The organism is Nocardia stercoris, assembly GCF_003696265.1.
GTDB lineage: Bacteria > Actinomycetota > Actinomycetes > Mycobacteriales > Mycobacteriaceae > Nocardia > Nocardia stercoris.
Map to the genome: position 1 here is coordinate 45,927 of NZ_RFFH01000019.1, position 15,195 is coordinate 61,121.

Annotated in this window: 11 protein-coding genes and 1 pseudogene; 3 read left to right on the plus strand and 9 right to left on the minus strand. The window is 68.9% G+C overall.

Annotated elements, in window-relative coordinates; translation table 11 throughout:
- Window positions 1-57: 57 nt before the first annotated feature.
- The 3 genes and pseudogenes from EBN03_RS28985 to EBN03_RS28995 form a co-directional block, all read right to left on the minus strand.
- Window positions 58-1,122, minus strand: a pseudogene (locus EBN03_RS28985) (YibE/F family protein); the annotation flags it as partial.
- 473 nt (window positions 1,123-1,595) lie between these two features.
- Window positions 1,596-2,843 carry a pyridoxal phosphate-dependent aminotransferase gene (locus tag EBN03_RS28990; RefSeq protein ID WP_122191337.1) on the minus strand — a complete coding sequence of 416 codons (1,248 nt, stop codon included), beginning with the start codon at window positions 2,841-2,843 and terminating at the stop codon, window positions 1,596-1,598.
- A 113-nt stretch (window positions 2,844-2,956) separates the two neighbouring features.
- A complete protein-coding gene (locus EBN03_RS28995) occupies window positions 2,957-4,291 on the minus strand; it encodes an XRE family transcriptional regulator (protein WP_122191338.1) in 1,335 nt (444 codons plus the stop codon).
- 254 nt (window positions 4,292-4,545) lie between these two features.
- On the opposite strand from EBN03_RS28995, the gene EBN03_RS29000 reads away from it, so the two are divergent.
- The gene (locus tag EBN03_RS29000; RefSeq protein WP_122191339.1) at window positions 4,546-4,980 is read left to right on the plus strand and encodes a hypothetical protein; all 435 of its coding nucleotides are present in this window, start codon (window positions 4,546-4,548) and stop codon (window positions 4,978-4,980) included.
- A 44-nt stretch (window positions 4,981-5,024) separates the two neighbouring features.
- On the opposite strand, the gene EBN03_RS29005 is transcribed toward EBN03_RS29000, so the two are convergent.
- The 4 genes from EBN03_RS29005 to EBN03_RS29025 all read right to left on the minus strand — a co-directional run bounded on the left by EBN03_RS29005 (window position 5,025) and on the right by EBN03_RS29025 (window position 10,259).
- Entirely contained in the window at window positions 5,025-5,513 is a 489-nt protein-coding gene (locus tag EBN03_RS29005) for a hypothetical protein (RefSeq protein ID WP_122191340.1), read from the minus strand.
- Window positions 5,514-5,848: 335 nt separating this feature from the next.
- Window positions 5,849-6,154, minus strand: a complete 306-nt coding sequence (locus EBN03_RS29010) for a hypothetical protein (protein WP_122191341.1) — start codon at window positions 6,152-6,154, stop codon at window positions 5,849-5,851.
- A gap of 174 nt (window positions 6,155-6,328) precedes the next feature.
- Window positions 6,329-6,652, minus strand: a complete 324-nt coding sequence (locus EBN03_RS29015; protein WP_122191342.1) for a hypothetical protein — start codon at window positions 6,650-6,652, stop codon at window positions 6,329-6,331.
- A gap of 481 nt (window positions 6,653-7,133) precedes the next feature.
- Complete coding sequence (locus EBN03_RS29025; RefSeq protein ID WP_122191344.1) at window positions 7,134-10,259, minus strand: (Fe-S)-binding protein; 3,126 nt, start codon at window positions 10,257-10,259, stop codon at window positions 7,134-7,136.
- A gap of 464 nt (window positions 10,260-10,723) precedes the next feature.
- Here EBN03_RS29025 and EBN03_RS29030 point away from each other — a divergent pair, with 464 nt between their 5' ends.
- Together EBN03_RS29030 and EBN03_RS29035 are read left to right on the plus strand one after the other, a co-directional pair.
- A complete protein-coding gene (locus tag EBN03_RS29030) occupies window positions 10,724-11,530 on the plus strand; it encodes a hypothetical protein (protein ID WP_199743013.1) in 807 nt (268 codons plus the stop codon).
- 485 nt (window positions 11,531-12,015) lie between these two features.
- Window positions 12,016-12,744, plus strand: coding sequence for a DUF5995 family protein (locus tag EBN03_RS29035; RefSeq protein WP_233608709.1), 729 nt, complete (start codon window positions 12,016-12,018; stop codon window positions 12,742-12,744).
- A gap of 14 nt (window positions 12,745-12,758) precedes the next feature.
- Here the strand turns inward: EBN03_RS29035 and EBN03_RS29040 are convergent, their stop codons facing one another.
- Together EBN03_RS29040 and EBN03_RS29045 are read right to left on the minus strand one after the other, a co-directional pair.
- Window positions 12,759-13,601: an NRDE family protein gene (locus EBN03_RS29040; protein ID WP_122191345.1), complete on the minus strand. Its 843-nt coding sequence runs from the start codon at window positions 13,599-13,601 to the stop codon at window positions 12,759-12,761.
- 138 nt (window positions 13,602-13,739) lie between these two features.
- Complete coding sequence (locus EBN03_RS29045; RefSeq protein WP_122191346.1) at window positions 13,740-15,125, minus strand: S1 family peptidase; 1,386 nt, start codon at window positions 15,123-15,125, stop codon at window positions 13,740-13,742.
- Window positions 15,126-15,195 lie beyond the last annotated feature (70 nt).

Below are 15,195 nucleotides of genomic sequence, written 5' to 3' on the forward strand. Positions count from 1 at the left end.
GTGGGCGTGCCGGTGGCTCGAATCGTCGTGTGCGGCATCATCTTCAGGTCCCTCGCCGGGCTGGTAGCCGAGCGGGCGGGCCAGGAGGACCGCGATCGCGGTGGTCAGCGGGACCGACAGGGCCAGGCAGATGCCGCCGACGGCGGCGCGGGCGATCTCGATGCCGACCGCGTCACTGGTCAGCACATCGGAGAACGAACGCTGCGACACGCTGAACAACAGCAGCAGGGGAAGCGCGCCACCTGCGTAGGCGAGCACCAGGGTGTAGACGGTGCTGGCGATGTGGTCGCGGCCGACTCGCATCGCGGCGGCGAAGATCTCGCGGCGGGAGGCCTCCTCGTCGAGTCCGGCCAGCTCGAACGCGGCCGCCGCCTGGGTGATGGTGACGTCGTTGAGCACTCCCAGCGAGCCGATGATGAAGCCCGCCAACAGAAGTCCGGTGATGCTGACGTGCTGCAGATAGGTGGCGACGTTGGTGTTGGCCTCCTCCGACAGCCCGGTCAGGTGGGTGAGGTCCAGTGCCAGCCAGGACAGCACGGCCGCCAGCACCATCGCCGAGAGGGTGCCCAGCAGCGCGGAGCTGGTCCGCAGATTCACCCCGTGCGCCAGATACAGCACCGAGTACAGGATCAGCGCGCCCGCGACCACGGCCACCGGCAGCGCCGGCTTGCCGTCCAGCAGCGCGGGCAACATGAACAGCACCACCACCCCGAACGCGATGCCCAGGCCGAGCACTGCGCGCAGGCCGCGCCAGCGCGCCACCGCCACGATGACCACCACGAACGCCACCACGATCCAGGTCAGGGGCGCGCCGCGCGAGTAGTCGTCGAAGGCGTAGAGCCGCTGTCCGGACGGGTCGTCCTGTCGTACCAGCCGGATGGTGTCGCCGGCGTGCAGGTCGGGTTGCCCTGGGCCGGGGGCGATTTCGAGCAGGGTGTGGCGGCCCTGGTCGGGGCCGGAGTCGATCGCCACGGTGCTGCGCTGGCAGTTGTAGCCGGCGCGGGGCGGGGCGGGGGTGTCGTCGAAGGCCTTGCCCTGGGAGGGACTGCCGCACGGTCCGATGTCCTGGGAGACGACGTGGCCGGTTTCGGTGACCACCGCGCCCCCGCCGCCGTTCTGCATCGGCAGCGGGATGTCGATGTGGACCTTGCCGGGCCACAACCACACCGCGCCGGCCAGCACCAGCACCAGGATCCCGCCCAGCAGTCCGACGACGACGCGCGCGGCGGTCGCGCCGATCGGGATCGGGCCGGAGTGGTCGTGGTGATGATGGTGGTGGCTCACCGCACAGACACTAGCCGGATCGGCTGTGAATGCCAGGGTGAGTCCCGAGTGGGAAAAGGTCCGCTAGCTGCGGGGAAAGTAGAGGGGGCGGCGGAGAGCAGGGGGATGTCTCCGCCGCCCGGGAGCCCGGCGGCCCAGGGGGGGTAGGCGGCGCCAGGTCCAGGGCCGAGCGGCCCAGGGGGGGTAGGCGGCTCGGCCGGGGCACTTCCGAGTGCCGAGTCTTACTGTACACAAACAGAGCGTGTTTGCGCTAGGAGGTATCGAAAAGTGGTTCGTATTCAGACTTCCGGTCTGTTTAGGGGCCTAAGGCCCTACTGCTGGTAGCTCGACAGGAAGTTCCCGAACCGCTCGATCGCGACCGCCAGATCCCGCGCCCACGGCAACGTCACGATCCGCAGATGATCATGATGCGGCCAGTTGAACCCGGTGCCCTGCACCACCAGGATCTTCTCCTGCAACAGCAGGTCGAGCACCAGTTTGCCGTCGTCGTGGATCTCGTAGACATTCGGATCCAGCCGGGGGAACGCGTACAGCGCACCCCGCGGCTTCACACACGAGACGCCCGGGATCATGTTCAGCCGCTCCCACGCCACATCCCGCTGCTCCAACAGCCGCCCGCCCGGCAGGATCAGATCGTCGATGCTCTGATACCCGCCCAGCGCCACCTGAATGGCATGCTGCGCAGGCACATTCGGGCACAAGCGAGTAGACGCCAGCAGATCGATGCCCTCGATGAAACCCGACGCGTGCTCCTTCGGGCCGGTGATCACCAGCCAGCCCGCCCGATAGCCCGCCACCCGGTACGTCTTCGACAGCCCGTTGAATGTGAGACACAGCAGATCCGGCGCCAGCGTCGCCAGCGACGTGTGCTTGGCGTCGTCGTACAGGATGCGGTCGTAGATCTCGTCGGCCAGCAACAGCAACTGATGCTTGCGCGCCAGATCCACCAGACCCTGCAGCACCTCCGCCGAATACACCGCACCCGTCGGATTGTTCGGGTTGATGACCAGCAACGCCTTCGTCCGGTCGGTGATCTTGGCTTCGATATCGGCCAGATCCGGCTGCCAGCCGTTGCCCTCGTCACACAGATAATGCACGGGCGTACCGCCGGCCAGGCTGGTCATGGCCGTCCACAGCGGATAGTCGGGCGCCGGGATCAGCACCTCGTCACCGTTGTTCAGCAACGCCTGCATGGTCATCGTGATCAGCTCGGACACGCCGTTGCCGAGGTACACGTCGTCCACGTCGAACTCGGGGAAGCCGGGAACCAGCTCGTAGCGGGTGACGATCGAACGCCGCGCCGACAGGATGCCCTTCGACTCGGAGTAGCCCTGCGCGTACGGCAGCGCGGCGATCATGTCGCGCATGATCACGTCCGGGGCGTCGAACCCGAACGGCGCCGGATTGCCGATATTGAGTTTGAGAATGCGGTGCCCCTCGGCCTCCAGCCGTGCGGCGTGCGCGTGAACGGGCCCTCTGATCTCGTAGAGGACGTTCTGGAGCTTGGTCGACTGCTCCAGCGGGCGTGCCGGCCGATAGGGGTGATTGCTAGGGCTCACCGGACCATCGTGCCATCGGCGCGCAACCGGCGAACGGTGATATGCGCCGACATCTGGTTCCGGTTTGCGGGAAGAGTGCCGTGACCGGGGCGGGGACCGCGTCGACCGTTCGGTCAGCCGGGGTGCGGGGCCGCGAGCTGCTCCCGCCCCGCGGACGCGCCGCAGAACTCCTCGATCCGTTCGTCGAGCGCGTGCGCCTGCGCGGCCGTACGGAACCGCGGGCCCGCCAGCCGGTGCCGCAGGCCGGTCAGCCGCTCCTCCAGCTGGGCGATGCGCTTGTCCTCGGCGAGCTCCAGCACCGGGCCGACCACTTCCGCCGCGCCGTCCAGGCTGCCGTTGATGAGATGCGCGGTCGCGTTGTCCACGCGGGCCAGCGCCTCCGCGCCGTACGAACGCTGCTCCACCGGACCGCTGGCATACAGCTCGATCGCCCGGCGGGTGGCCGCCAGCGCCTGCTCGGCCTGGCCGAGATGAATGAAGGTGGCGCCCGCGTAGTAGTGGCTCTTCGGTTCGGTGAACCCGAACACCCCGCCGATCTCGTCGTGCAGCGTGTCGGTCACCCCGCCGCTGCGGGCCGCGTCCGCGGCTCGCACACACCGTTCGGTGTCTTCGGTACTACCCAGCTTCGACCAGATCCGGGCCTCGATATTGTGCAGCCGCACCTGCGCCGTCGCCGACTCGGCGTACTGCTGCCCGTGCTGGGCCAGCAGCACCGCGCGACGCGGGCGCTCGGCCTGATAGTCGATCAGCGCCTGCATGCCGCGCGTCCACGCGCGCAAACCGTTGTGCCCGCACAACTCCGCGTACGCCCACGCCGCGCGAGCCTGCTCACCGGCGGCGTCGTGATGGCCGAGATCGGTGCTGGCATTCGCCAACAGGCCCGAGAGCGTGCCCGCCAGCAGATAGAGATGTCCGGTGTCCGCGGGCCGTTGCCGGCCCTCGAGTAGCCGGTACACCCGTCGGCGCACCCGCAGCATCTCCACCATCATCGGTACCGGTGGCACGTGCACGTAATCGTTCGCGATGCGCGTGACATCGGCGTCGAGCTGTTCGAGGGTCGTCGGGCCGACATTCGTCGCCTCCGCGCGACCGGCATGCTCGCTCGCCTCGTGGGCAGCCGCCATGATCAGATCCCTCTCCGAAATAGCCGCTGACGCATCACCTCTCATCGCACCGGAGTCGACGAGTGCCAACAGTTCCGCGTCGCTCGAATAACTGGCGCGCACCGAATTCGCCCGGGGCGCTTGCAGATCGGACGCGGATCGATCGGCAGTCACATCGATCAGTTCCGCGAACCGGGCCCGCACGACCTCGTCGGACCTCGCGAGTGAAGTGTCCAGTGCGGCTTGATTCACCGGCCGCGGATGCACGCGGGCGCCGCCGGCCTCCCACTTGGACACCAGGCGTTCGTGGACGCCGAGATGAGCGGCGAACTCGCGGATACTCATTCGTTTGGCATCGCGGAGCGCACGGGCCTCCCTGCCTGACCATTGCCGGACCACGATGTCATCCCTTCCGCGCGCATTCGAGGTCCAGAGTACGAGCAGGCGGTGAGCCCGGCCACACCCGAAACCGACCTGGTATCAGGGGCATTGCGATCTGCGGGACGAGGGGCAGCGGAAGGGCAGTGCAAGGTGCGCGGGCGGGCGATTCACACATCGCCCGCATCGCTGGACCCTGGGAGGGACCGAGGGAGGACGCGATGTCCGACGAGCTGCGGACCGTGACGAAATGGGTGCACTACTACCGGCACGAGCTCGAGCTACCGGTGGCCGAGCGCGGCGGTTTCGTGATGCTGCCGATCACCGCTCGCGTCGGAGTCGTGCACCTGCCGGTCGCGCGCGCCGAAACGGTCCGGATCGCCCTGATCGGCCGGAACCTGGAGGGGCCGATGTTGGCCCGGCAGATCCGATGGAGCTTCCTGGTCACCCCCGACGGCCGCCCGGACGACGACGTGCAGGCCGAGCTGGGCCGGCACGACATCGGACTGCCCGGCGTGGGCAGCGCGGTCATGTTGCCGACCGGGCTCGGCCGCTGGACCCGGGAAGGGTGCTACTGGGTCGTCCCGCCGGTGGCGGCGGGAACCGTGCCACCGCTGTCGGTGGTCATCACCGCCGCACTCGCGGCGGGAGCGTGACCGGGCCGCTGCACAGTCGACGGGGCGGGCCGGTCACGCGTGTCCTACAAGCCGAGTGCGGTGAGGATCGGGCCGATGACGGGGAGCGCCTTCAGGCTGGTGGTGTCGCTGCCGGTGCCGTACTCGTAGTTGGCGCTGCCGGTGCCGTTGCCGGTTGTGGTGCCGGTGACGTTCACCATGGCCGTGCCGGTCGAGACGCTCGTGCTGAGTACCGTCGCCCAGATGCCGTGCGTGCCAGGGTTGCTCGGGATCCACTGCAGGGTCGCGATGGTCGAGTCGGCGGTGGCGGTGTGCGCAATACCGAGGAGGTTCGTCTGCGCCCCGCCGGACGTGGTGTCCTGAACCGTCGCGGAAGCCCCGGGCGGCACGGTGACCTGGATCGTGTACGTCTGGCCGGTCACAAAGGTGGTGCCGACCACGTTGATGTAGGCCGCGCTCACGTCGGCCGCCGCCGGGCCCGCGGTCGCGACGGCGAGTGCCGCGGCGGCACCGGCGAGCCCGATGCCGGCGGGTCGGATGAGTTTGTGTGCCACTGCTCGAACCTCGTTTCGATCCGCTCCACGCGGGAGGTGAAGCACCAGGCAGGGTAGTCGAGCGTTGTGTGAACGGTTGTTGTTTCGGAACTTTCGAACGGGTCCGCGAGGGTGAATCCGGTCACTTTCCGCAGGTCGGAGGCTTGGGCATAGAGATGGCCTCGAAGTGACAGCGCTGCCGGTGCCACAGCTGCGCCGCTGTGCGGAGGACGGTCCGGCACCGCGTTCGGACTCCGCTCACCGAACGTGGTGCCGGCGTCACATGGATGCGATCGACGGCGTCCGCAGTGGACAAGTTGCCTGACCGGAGGCAACGGGGATCGCTTCGCGTCGGGTCAGATGGGCAAACACGCGGTGGGAGTCGTCGGTGTCCCGGACAGATTCCTCGCCATACAGATGGTGGCCACCAAAACGGCGCCTCCGATGAGCAAGGGCTCGAACAGCGTGGACGAGATGGCGTTGGGTAGGGAGGACACGCCGGAGAGCAGTGCGAACGGGTCGGCGCTGCCCGTGGTGGTGCCGGCGGTTTCGGTGGCGACCGCCGGTGCGGCTGGTGTGGGGGCGATCGGATCCGCTGTGGCCGTGGTGATTCCAGCGACCAGCAGTGCGGTGGTGGCGGTCGCGACAACGAATGTGCGCATAGGACAACCTCTTTCAACGCGGCAGAGAAGCAATGAGTGAGGTTAATCGCAGATGTTTCAGATAGGGCCGGGTTTGCGCACCGGGGGGTACCGCCGGGAGTGGAAAGCACTGCGGGTGGTAACGCGATTCAGCGGTACCACCCACAGTGCTGTTCGGTGACGGTCGGCCTGGGATTACACGCAGGGTGTGGCGGAGAAGGCCGCGCTGGCGAAGCACCAGGCTACGTGCCCGAGGCCCGCGAGCTGGCCGCCCAACTGCCCGGCCTCAGCGAGGCTGCCGCTGCTCGTTAGTTGGGTGCTCGCGGTGCCGCTGAGGCTGACCGGGCCGGCGCCGAGTGCGGACAGGGTGTTCAGGATGCCGGCCGGATCGACGCTCCCGGACGCATCGGCGGCAGGCTGCGTGACCGCCGTCTGTGTCGTGACGGGATCGGCTGCGGCGGTGCCGATTCCGGTGAACAATAGGGTGAGGGCAGAAACAGCGACTACGAATTTGCGCATGGCAGAACCCCTTTCGCGTCGAACCCCGCGGTGGGCGCGGGCCCATACCAGGTTACGGGCGGGTAGCCACACACGGGGGCGAGATCGATTGGGGGAGCTGCTATTTCCGGTCCACTCGGCCGGAGGCCGGGCAAGTTCAAGATCGAGCGGGGAACCGGGATCGAATCCGCGGCGTGCGGATCGGGACGGCGGATGCGGTGCAGTGCCGGTCCGATCGGTGTGGCCCAGATACGAAATCACAGCCCGGGGCTGTTCAACGGGCATGTCTTCCCCGACAGGGTGTCTGCACCGCAGGCGATGACGGCCAGCGCGGCGGTGGCGACCAGTAACGGAGTCACGAGAATTCCGCTGGCGGAATTGATCGCCGCGGATTCGGTCGCCGGGTCGGCGACGGCGGTCGCGTTGGGGGTACCGGCAGTGACGAACTCGGCCCGGCCGTCCGAAGACGGCCGGGCCGAGTTGTCGGTGTGGGCGGCTCGGGTCAGCTCTTGCGGCTGCCCGGAGCCTTCGCGCCGGACTTGAAGCCCAGGCCGCCCGGCTTGGCCGCCGGCGGGGCGGCGGCCGCGCCGTTGCCGTTGCCGTCGGTGGCGGCCGGTGCCGCGGGGGCCGCGGCGGCCGATGCGGGAGCCTCGGCCGGTGATTCGGCCGGTGCCGGGGCGGTTTCCGCTGCCGGAGCCGCGCCGCCCGGAGCCTTGACGCCCGGGCGCTTGAAGCCGGACTTCATGGCCAGGCCCTTGGCGGGCAGGGTCGGCTTGGTTTCGGTCGCAGCCGATTCCGGGGCCGGAGCGGCGGATTCCGTTGCGGGAGCGGCCGGTTCGGCCGGGGTGGCGGCGGCCGGCGCGGCGGCGGGCTTGGCGCCCGGGGCCTTCGCGCCACCCTTCATGCCGAGTCCGCCGCCCGGTGCCTTGGCGCCACCCTTCATGCCCAGGCCGCCGGGCTTGGCGGTCGGGGTAGCCGGGGATTCGGCGGCGGCCGGAGCCTCGGCCTCGGCGGGGGCAGCGGCCTTGGCGCCGGGGGCCTTGGCGGCACCCTTCATGCCGAGTCCGCCGCCCGGTGCCTTGGCGGCACCCTTCATGCCCAGTCCGCCGCCGGGCGCCTTGGCGGCACCCTTCATGCCCAGGCCCTTCGCGGGAGCCGGTGCGGCAGCAGGGGTTTCGGCCTCATCGGCCGGAGCCGCGGCCTTGGCGCCGGGTGCCTTGGCGGCGCCCTTCATGCCGAGTCCGCCACCCGGTGCCTTGGCGGCACCCTTCATACCCAGGCCACCACCGGCCGGCTTCGCCGCAGGCGCGGCGGCCGGAGCAGCCGCCTCCGCGACCACCTCGGGCTCGGGCTCGGCTTCCGGCTCCGGGGCGGCCTTCGGCTGCTGGATCACCTTCAGGTTCTCCGACAGGGTTTCCGGCGCGACCTTCTCGATCGACTGCAGCATCAGCTGCGCCACATCGACGACCTCGACGGCCTGGCCGATCTCGCCCGAGTCCTTGCGGGCGGTGACACCGTCGGTGAGCATCACGCGGCAGAACGGGCAGCCGGTCGCGATCATCGACGGCGAGTTACCGCCGTCCAGCGTGGAGAGCGCCTCGTCGACCCGGTCGATGTTGATCCGCTTACCGAGGTTCTCCTCCATCCACATGCGGGCACCACCGGCACCACAGCACATGGACCGCTCGCCGTGGCGCGGCATCTCGGTGAGCACCGCGCCGGCACCCTCCATCAGCTCACGCGGAGCGTTGTAGACCTTGTTGTGCCGGCCCAGGTAGCAGGGGTCGTGGTAGGTGACCTTCTCGGTCACCGGCGACACCGGCACCAGCTTCTTGGCCCGCACCAGGCGGTTCAGCAGCTGGGTGTGGTGCACGACCTCGTAGGTGCCACCGACCTGCGGGTACTCGTTGTTCAGCGTGTTGAAGCAGTGCGCACAGGTGACGACGATCTTCTTCTTCGCCTGCGGCACACCGTCGAACACCTCGTTCAGCATCTCGATGTTCTGCTGCGCGAGCTGCTGGAACAGGAACTCGTTACCGGCACGGCGAGCCGAGTCACCGGTACAGGTCTCGCCCTGGCCCAGCACCATGAACTTCACGCCCGCGGTGGCGAGCAGTTCGGCGACCGCCTTCGTGGTCCGCTTGGCGCGGTCCTCGTAGGCACCGGCGCAACCGACCCAGAACAGGTACTCGTAGCCGTCGAAGCTGTCGGCGTCCTGCTGGAAGACCGGAATGTCGAAGTCCAGCTCGGAGATCCAGTTGATCCGGTCCTTGGCGTTCTGGCCCCAGGGGTTGCCCTTGTTCTCCAGGTTCTTGAACAGACCCGCGAGCTCGGAGGGGAACTCCGACTCGATCAGCACCTGGTAGCGGCGCATGTCGATGATGTGGTCGACGTGCTCGATGTCCACCGGGCACTGCTCGACACACGCACCACAGGTGGTGCAGCTCCACAGCACCTCGGGGTCGATGATGCCGTTGACGTCTTCGCCGCCGACCAGCGGCCGCTCGGCCTCGGCGCGCGCGTCGGCCGAGATCTTCGCCAGTGCGGCCTCGTTCGGCTTGCCGTCCGCGTCGACCAGGCCGATCTCGTCGCCGCCCATGTCCTTGCGGCCACCGGCCAGCAGGTAGGGCGCCTTGGCGTAACCGTGGTCGCGCAGCGACATGATCAGCAGCTTCGGCGACAGCGGCTTACCGGTGTTCCACGCGGGGCACTGCGACTGGCAGCGACCGCACTCGGTGCAGGTGGTGACGTCGAGGATGTCCTTCCAGGAGAAGTCCTCGAACTTGCCCACACCCAGGGTGTCGGTGTCGGCGTCGACGTTCTCCATGTCGAGGGCCTTGCCGTTCGACATCATCGGCTTGGCGGCACCGAGGGCGACCGAGCCGTCCTTCTCGCGCTTGAAGTAGATGTTGAAGAACGCGGCGAACCGGTGCCACGCCACACCCCAGGTGACGCTGCGGCCGACGAAGTAGAGGAAGGCCATACCCGAGATCAGCTTCACGAAGGCGAAGATCGAGATCAGGGTGACGTTCGCGGGGATGATCGTCGACAGCGGGCCGGTCAGGAAGTCGGTCCACTCGTACTCGCCCTCGAGCGACAGCACACCGGCCTTCACGAAGATCATGCCGATGCCCTCCATGAGGACGATCGCTTCGATCACGTAGGCGGGGACGAACTTCGAACCGCTGAAGCGGGACAGCCGGGCCGGGACGCGGGGGTGGTTGAGCTGGCGGATGATGATCAGCGTCACGATGCCGACCACGGTGGCAATGCCCAGGATCTCGTCGCCGAGGTGGAACCACCACTGGTCACCGACGATCGGCCACGCCCAGGTGGGCTTGAAGGTCTGGCCGTAGGCCTCGAACCAGAACTGGGCGCCGGCGATGAAGCCGAACATGACCAGCCAGTGCGCCCAGCCGACGGTCCGGAACTTGTTCATCCGGGTGTGGGCGATGAACTCGACCAGCATCGTCTTGAAGCGGGGGATGAACGGCCGCCAGCGGTCCGGGGCCGATTGGCCCACCCGGATCACGTTGACGATCTTCCCGACGCCGAGGACGAAGGAGCCCCAGGCCACCAAGCTGAGCAGCGCTCCTATGGTGCCCAGCGTCACTGTCAGGGCATTCATGTCGCGACCTTCCTTCGGTTCGACGTGCGTTGAGGCGGCAGGGCTGATGCCGCCTCGGTTGCACGTATCGTAACGATCGTTAAGTTACTCGCTAGTAACTTACCGCGTGACTCTATGGTCGCAGGTCTCCGGCCGCAGCTGAACCGGCCCTGACCAGCATTGTCTGTGAGACATTTCACGCTATCCCGCACGGAATCCGCACTAGCGCGGCCGGGCGGAATCGGCAAAAGGTGCAATGCCGACCGGAAAGACTGCTGGTCAACAGACCTGTTGTGGGAAAAGGCGTCTCGCATCTGGACGCGCATTCGACTACGCTGCATCCGGACCCACTCGTTTGTCCGCGAAATCGCCTCGCTCGGGGAGGGTTCGGAGGCTCGACAGCCTCCGGCTGCGCCAGGTCAGCCCGGCGCGCGCAGGCGAAACGCGGACACAGCCCGAACCTGATGACGGATTGGATCAACTGAATGAAGCTCAGTAGCTCCACTGCGGCCGCGGCCCTGGTGGTCGGCGCGCTCGCGGTCGGCTTCGGCACCGCGCACGCAGCGCCCGCACCCGCACCGGCCGACATCGCCTACTCGGTCAAGCTCGTCGACCACACCGTGGTCGCCAAGCTCGCCGGCGGCACCTTCGCGCTGAGCACCCTGCCCGGCGCCACCCCGGAAGCTCCCGCCCAGCAGGTCCTCGACATCAAGGACGCCACCGGCGCGCTCGCCGCCCAGCTGCCGCTCAACTTCCGCCTCGCCGGCACCCAGATCCCGGTGCAGCCGCAGATCGGCGACAACGGCGCCAGCGTCGCGCTGGTCCCCACCGCCCCGACCGGCCTGGTCGTCGACACGTCCGCGCCGATCGACGCGCTCGCCGTCCCGGCCCCCGCCGCCCCGGCCGCTGGTCAGGCACCGGCGGCCGCGCAGCTCAGCGACATCGCCTCCGACACCGAGAACCAGCGGGCGATGGCCGACTTCTCGACCAAGTTCGGCCTCGCCACCTCGATCGGGACCTTCGTCGGTACGGCTCTCGGCTGCATCCTCACCATCTTCGTCGGCTGCGCGCCGGGCGCCGCGGTCGGCGGAATCGTCGGCACCATGCTCACCGGTGGCCCGGTGCTCATGTCGAGTGGCATCGATCTGCTGAACACCATGCGGGCCGCGCCGGGCACCACCCGCTGGACCGACCAGGCGCTCGCCGCGGCGGCCGCCCAGGGTGGCGACCAGGCCGCTTCGCGGACCAGCGCTGTCCCGGCCCCGGCCCCGGCCCCCGCCGGCGACAACTAGCGATCACCAGGCCTTCGGGCCGTAACGACCTCGAGCGGTCCGCCCTCCGGCGGGCCGCTCGACTCGTCTCGGCGACAACCACATTCGGCTCCGCTGCGCCCCATCGCCGGGTGTGCCGTGCGTTTGCGTGGAACATCCTGCATGTGCTCGATGCAAGCACGCTCGCAGGGCCGCACCGCGGCGCCCCGCTGTCGGTGAGTGTTGTGTTGATAGGCGTACGTCACCGCGTGCTCGGGCCGGGGCAACGATGGATTCGGCTGGGGGCGATGGATGTCGGACAGGTGTCGTGCGGGCACGGTCGGAGGTGCGGCCCTAGGATCCGAGGTATGCGGATCTGGGGCCGGGTTGCCTTGTTGCTCACTGTCGGTGCTGTTTTCGCTACCCCTGCAGGGGCATCCGCTGATGAGGTCGGGGTTCCGGCGACGGTGTGCGGAACTCCGTTGTCCGACGGCGAACTGGACTCCATAGCGCGGCTGTCGGATTCAGTGGCGGCTGGCGAAGATGCGCTGGCGCAGTTGGAATCCGGTGTGGCGCGGCTGCACGAGATCACCGCGATCTTGAACTCGCACGGCGATCGGCGGGGGCTCTTCGGAATCGGGCTCGATGCCGTCGAACAGGACGCGGTGATGCCGTTGCAGCGCGATCCGGGCGCGTTCGAGAATCGGGACTACGCGCACGCGATCAGCCTCGACCTGCTGAGCCGGTACCTGCGGAACCTGCATGCCGAATTCACCGGTGGCACAGTGGAACCGCACTGGGCGCACTACTTCGACCTCGCCGGTCGCTGCGACATCTCACCGGCCCGGGTCGCGATGGCCGGGTACGACGCGCACCTGACCGTGGACCTGTCGTATTCGGTCGCGGCCATGGGCAGCCGGATCGAGAACTCCGCCGACTACTTCAAGATCGTCGCCACCATCGCGGCCGCCGGAGACGAGATCGTCGACCGGACCGAGGATGTGTACCACGCGGATCTCGGACCGCTGTGGCGGTTCTACTTCCTCGGCGAGGGCCTGGACCAGCTCGTCGGCAAGGGCGTCGCCACCCGGCCCATGCTGGTGCTGGCCGATGTCGGCGCCAACGTCGTCATCTTCGGAAACGGCCTGAGCCTGGAGAATCCGGCCCTGCACGACCCCACCGCCGCCGAGATCGGCGGCCTGTACGGCGCCGCCGACACGGCGTTCGACGTGCTGAGCGGGCTGCACGCGCTGTAGCGGCCGTCGGCCGGTCAGTCGGCGAGCTCGAGCCGCCCCATGAGGGTGGTCGCGCCCAGTTGCCGGCCGCCCTGCCCGAAAACCCGCTCCGCCATGGTGAACGAGCCGTCGGCGCGCACCAGCAGTACCGAACTCGCGCGCGTGCCGTGAATGTCGTTGTGCACGAAGCGCGCCGACGCCGAACGCTCCAGGTCCAGCGGCAGGCCGGTCTGCGGGAGGTCCGCGTCGGGTGCCACGACCGCGTCGGCCAGCAGGGTGAAATAGGCGTCCGGGTCGGCGGGATCGTGCTCCACCACCCGAGCGAGCTCGGTCAGGCCGGAGGCGACCTTCGGCCACGCCACGCTGCCGGTATCGGTGCGCAGCGGCTCGCGCGCGCCCACCGGCAGCGACGCCAGCACCGCGCTGTTCGACAGTCCGTGCAGTCCCGGGCCGAGTTCCAGTGGGGCAATGGCACTTCGGTTGCTGTGCCACCACAGCGAATCCAGATCCGACACCAGCAGGTTGTAGCCGTTGTATTCGTCCGGCGCCGCCGCCACCGACCGCAGGAACTTCTCCGGTTCCGCGCCGCCGCCCAGGAAGTCGAGCAGCAGCGCCCCTCGCGAGCGGGTATCGGCCCGCGCCTCCCGCGGGCCGCGCACATTCGTCACCGCCGCGAACCGCCGCGCCTGTGCCTGCATGCCCAGCCAGGTGCCCGGCACTCCGGACGGCGCGCCCACATCCCGGCCCGCCAGCATCCCGGGTAACTCGTCCCACCAGCGCAGCGATTCGGTCGGGCGGGTGAAGAACTCGTCGCGATTGGCCGCCACGATCAGCCGGAACTCGGGGTGCGCGCGCCACCCCGCCAACACCAGACACATACCTCCAGGATGCCGGACGTCGGTGAACAATCGGAACGCCGGAACACCGCCGAAACCCCACCGCACGCTGCCCCCCGGACAGCGGAACGGCCGGTGGTCCCGCAGGACCGACCGGCCGTTCGCTTCGTCGGTGAGATGTCAGTTGGTGCGGATCGACAGACCCGGGTTCTCGTCCAGCACCGCCTGGATCGGCTGCCCGTACAGCTGCGGTGTGTTGCCGGTGATCATGCCGTTGATGTCGGCGACCTGGCAGTACTGGTTCAGCACCTGGTCGATGTCGGGCTGCCCGACGATCTTGTTGTCCGGCACCGACGAGGCGCTCGAGATACCCAGCGCGGAGGTGCCGGTGATGATCGGACCACCGCTGTCGCCCTGCACGGCGCAGATGTTCGCCGAGAAGCTGTGCGTCATCTGGCGGCTGCCGACCTGCACGACCTGGTCGACCGCGTTCACGGTGCCGCAGTTGAAACCACTGCGGGAACCCGACTTGCAGACCGGCGCGCCCACCACCGGCAGCGCGGTACCGGTCAGCGTGACCGGCGCCTGACCCGGCACCCGCACCAGCGAGTTGCTGAACCGGCCGGCGTTGTCGCCGTTGATGGCGACGATCGAGTAGTCCTCGTTGGCGAGCGAAGACTGGGAGATCGTGCCGACCTGAACGCCGGTCGAGTCACCGACCAGGTCGTACACGGTCGCGGCGGCGTCGGTACCGGCAGTGGAAACATTCGGGTTGCAGTGTCCGGCAGTGATGTTCACGACATTGCCGTTCGCGTCGGTGCCGTTGAAGCCCAGCGAGCACCGCAGCGACCGCTCCGGCGTCCGCGCCACGTACCCGTCACCCGCGGCCTCCGACCCGCCCGGACCGCCACCGGCGCTCACGCCGACGGCCGAACCGTCGATCGGTTCCGCGACGACCGGGGGAGCAGTCACCAGCACTCGCGTCGGGTCGATGAAACTCGGCATCGGCAGGCCGGCCTTGTCCACGCGCACGGCCACGGTGTTGTTGGCGATGTCGACCACGGCGCCACGCACCGCCTCGGCGGTGTCGTGCGGCTGACCGGTCAGCCACATCTGGAAGGCCGCCTTCTCCTCGCTCAGCTGATCGGCGGACTTGGCGACGTCCCGGACCTGGAAACCGGCGTTCTGCGCGGCCTGGCGGGCCGCGCCCGCGCCCGCACCGTGGGTCAGGCCCACGATCGGGTTGCCGGCCTGGTCCAGCCACGCGCCGCCGAACACCGCCGGATACTGCTGCTGCGCGGTAGCTGCGAACGCGCCCAGCTGTTGCGCCACATCCGCGCGGTGCAGATAGTCGGCCGGGGACAGCTTCAGGTCACGCTGGACGGCGTCGACCAGGTCCGCGGGGAGTGCCACCGACGGGACCGGAGCCGGAGCGGGGTCGGCGGCCGCCTGTGCGACGAACGGACCGGCCACCAGCAGCGCGGCGGAGGCCACCACCGTGGCCTTGCGTAGGGTGGACTGCGCCGTGCGGGCCGCAGTGCTCGAGTGAGTACGTGGCAGGAGCATGAGGCGACTATATGGGTTCGTGGACATGATGCCTACCGATCGACCGGATTGTGACAGGGCCCGCTGGACG

What these genes read in the sequence shown, in the direction of transcription:
- EBN03_RS29030 (WP_199743013.1), top strand. Translation starts at nt 10,724, where the DNA reads ATGAAGCTCAGTAGCTCCACTGCGGCCGCGGCCCTGGTGGTCGGCGCG.
- EBN03_RS29045 (WP_122191346.1), bottom strand. Translation starts at nt 15,125, where the DNA reads ATGCTCCTGCCACGTACTCACTCGAGCACTGCGGCCCGCACGGCGCAG.
- EBN03_RS29000 (WP_122191339.1), top strand. Translation starts at nt 4,546, where the DNA reads ATGTCCGACGAGCTGCGGACCGTGACGAAATGGGTGCACTACTACCGG.
- EBN03_RS29025 (WP_122191344.1), bottom strand. Translation starts at nt 10,259, where the DNA reads ATGAATGCCCTGACAGTGACGCTGGGCACCATAGGAGCGCTGCTCAGC.
- EBN03_RS28995 (WP_122191338.1), bottom strand. Translation starts at nt 4,291, where the DNA reads ATGAGTATCCGCGAGTTCGCCGCTCATCTCGGCGTCCACGAACGCCTG.
- EBN03_RS29015 (WP_122191342.1), bottom strand. Translation starts at nt 6,652, where the DNA reads ATGCGCAAATTCGTAGTCGCTGTTTCTGCCCTCACCCTATTGTTCACC.
- EBN03_RS29010 (WP_122191341.1), bottom strand. Translation starts at nt 6,154, where the DNA reads ATGCGCACATTCGTTGTCGCGACCGCCACCACCGCACTGCTGGTCGCT.
- EBN03_RS29040 (WP_122191345.1), bottom strand. Translation starts at nt 13,601, where the DNA reads ATGTGTCTGGTGTTGGCGGGGTGGCGCGCGCACCCCGAGTTCCGGCTG.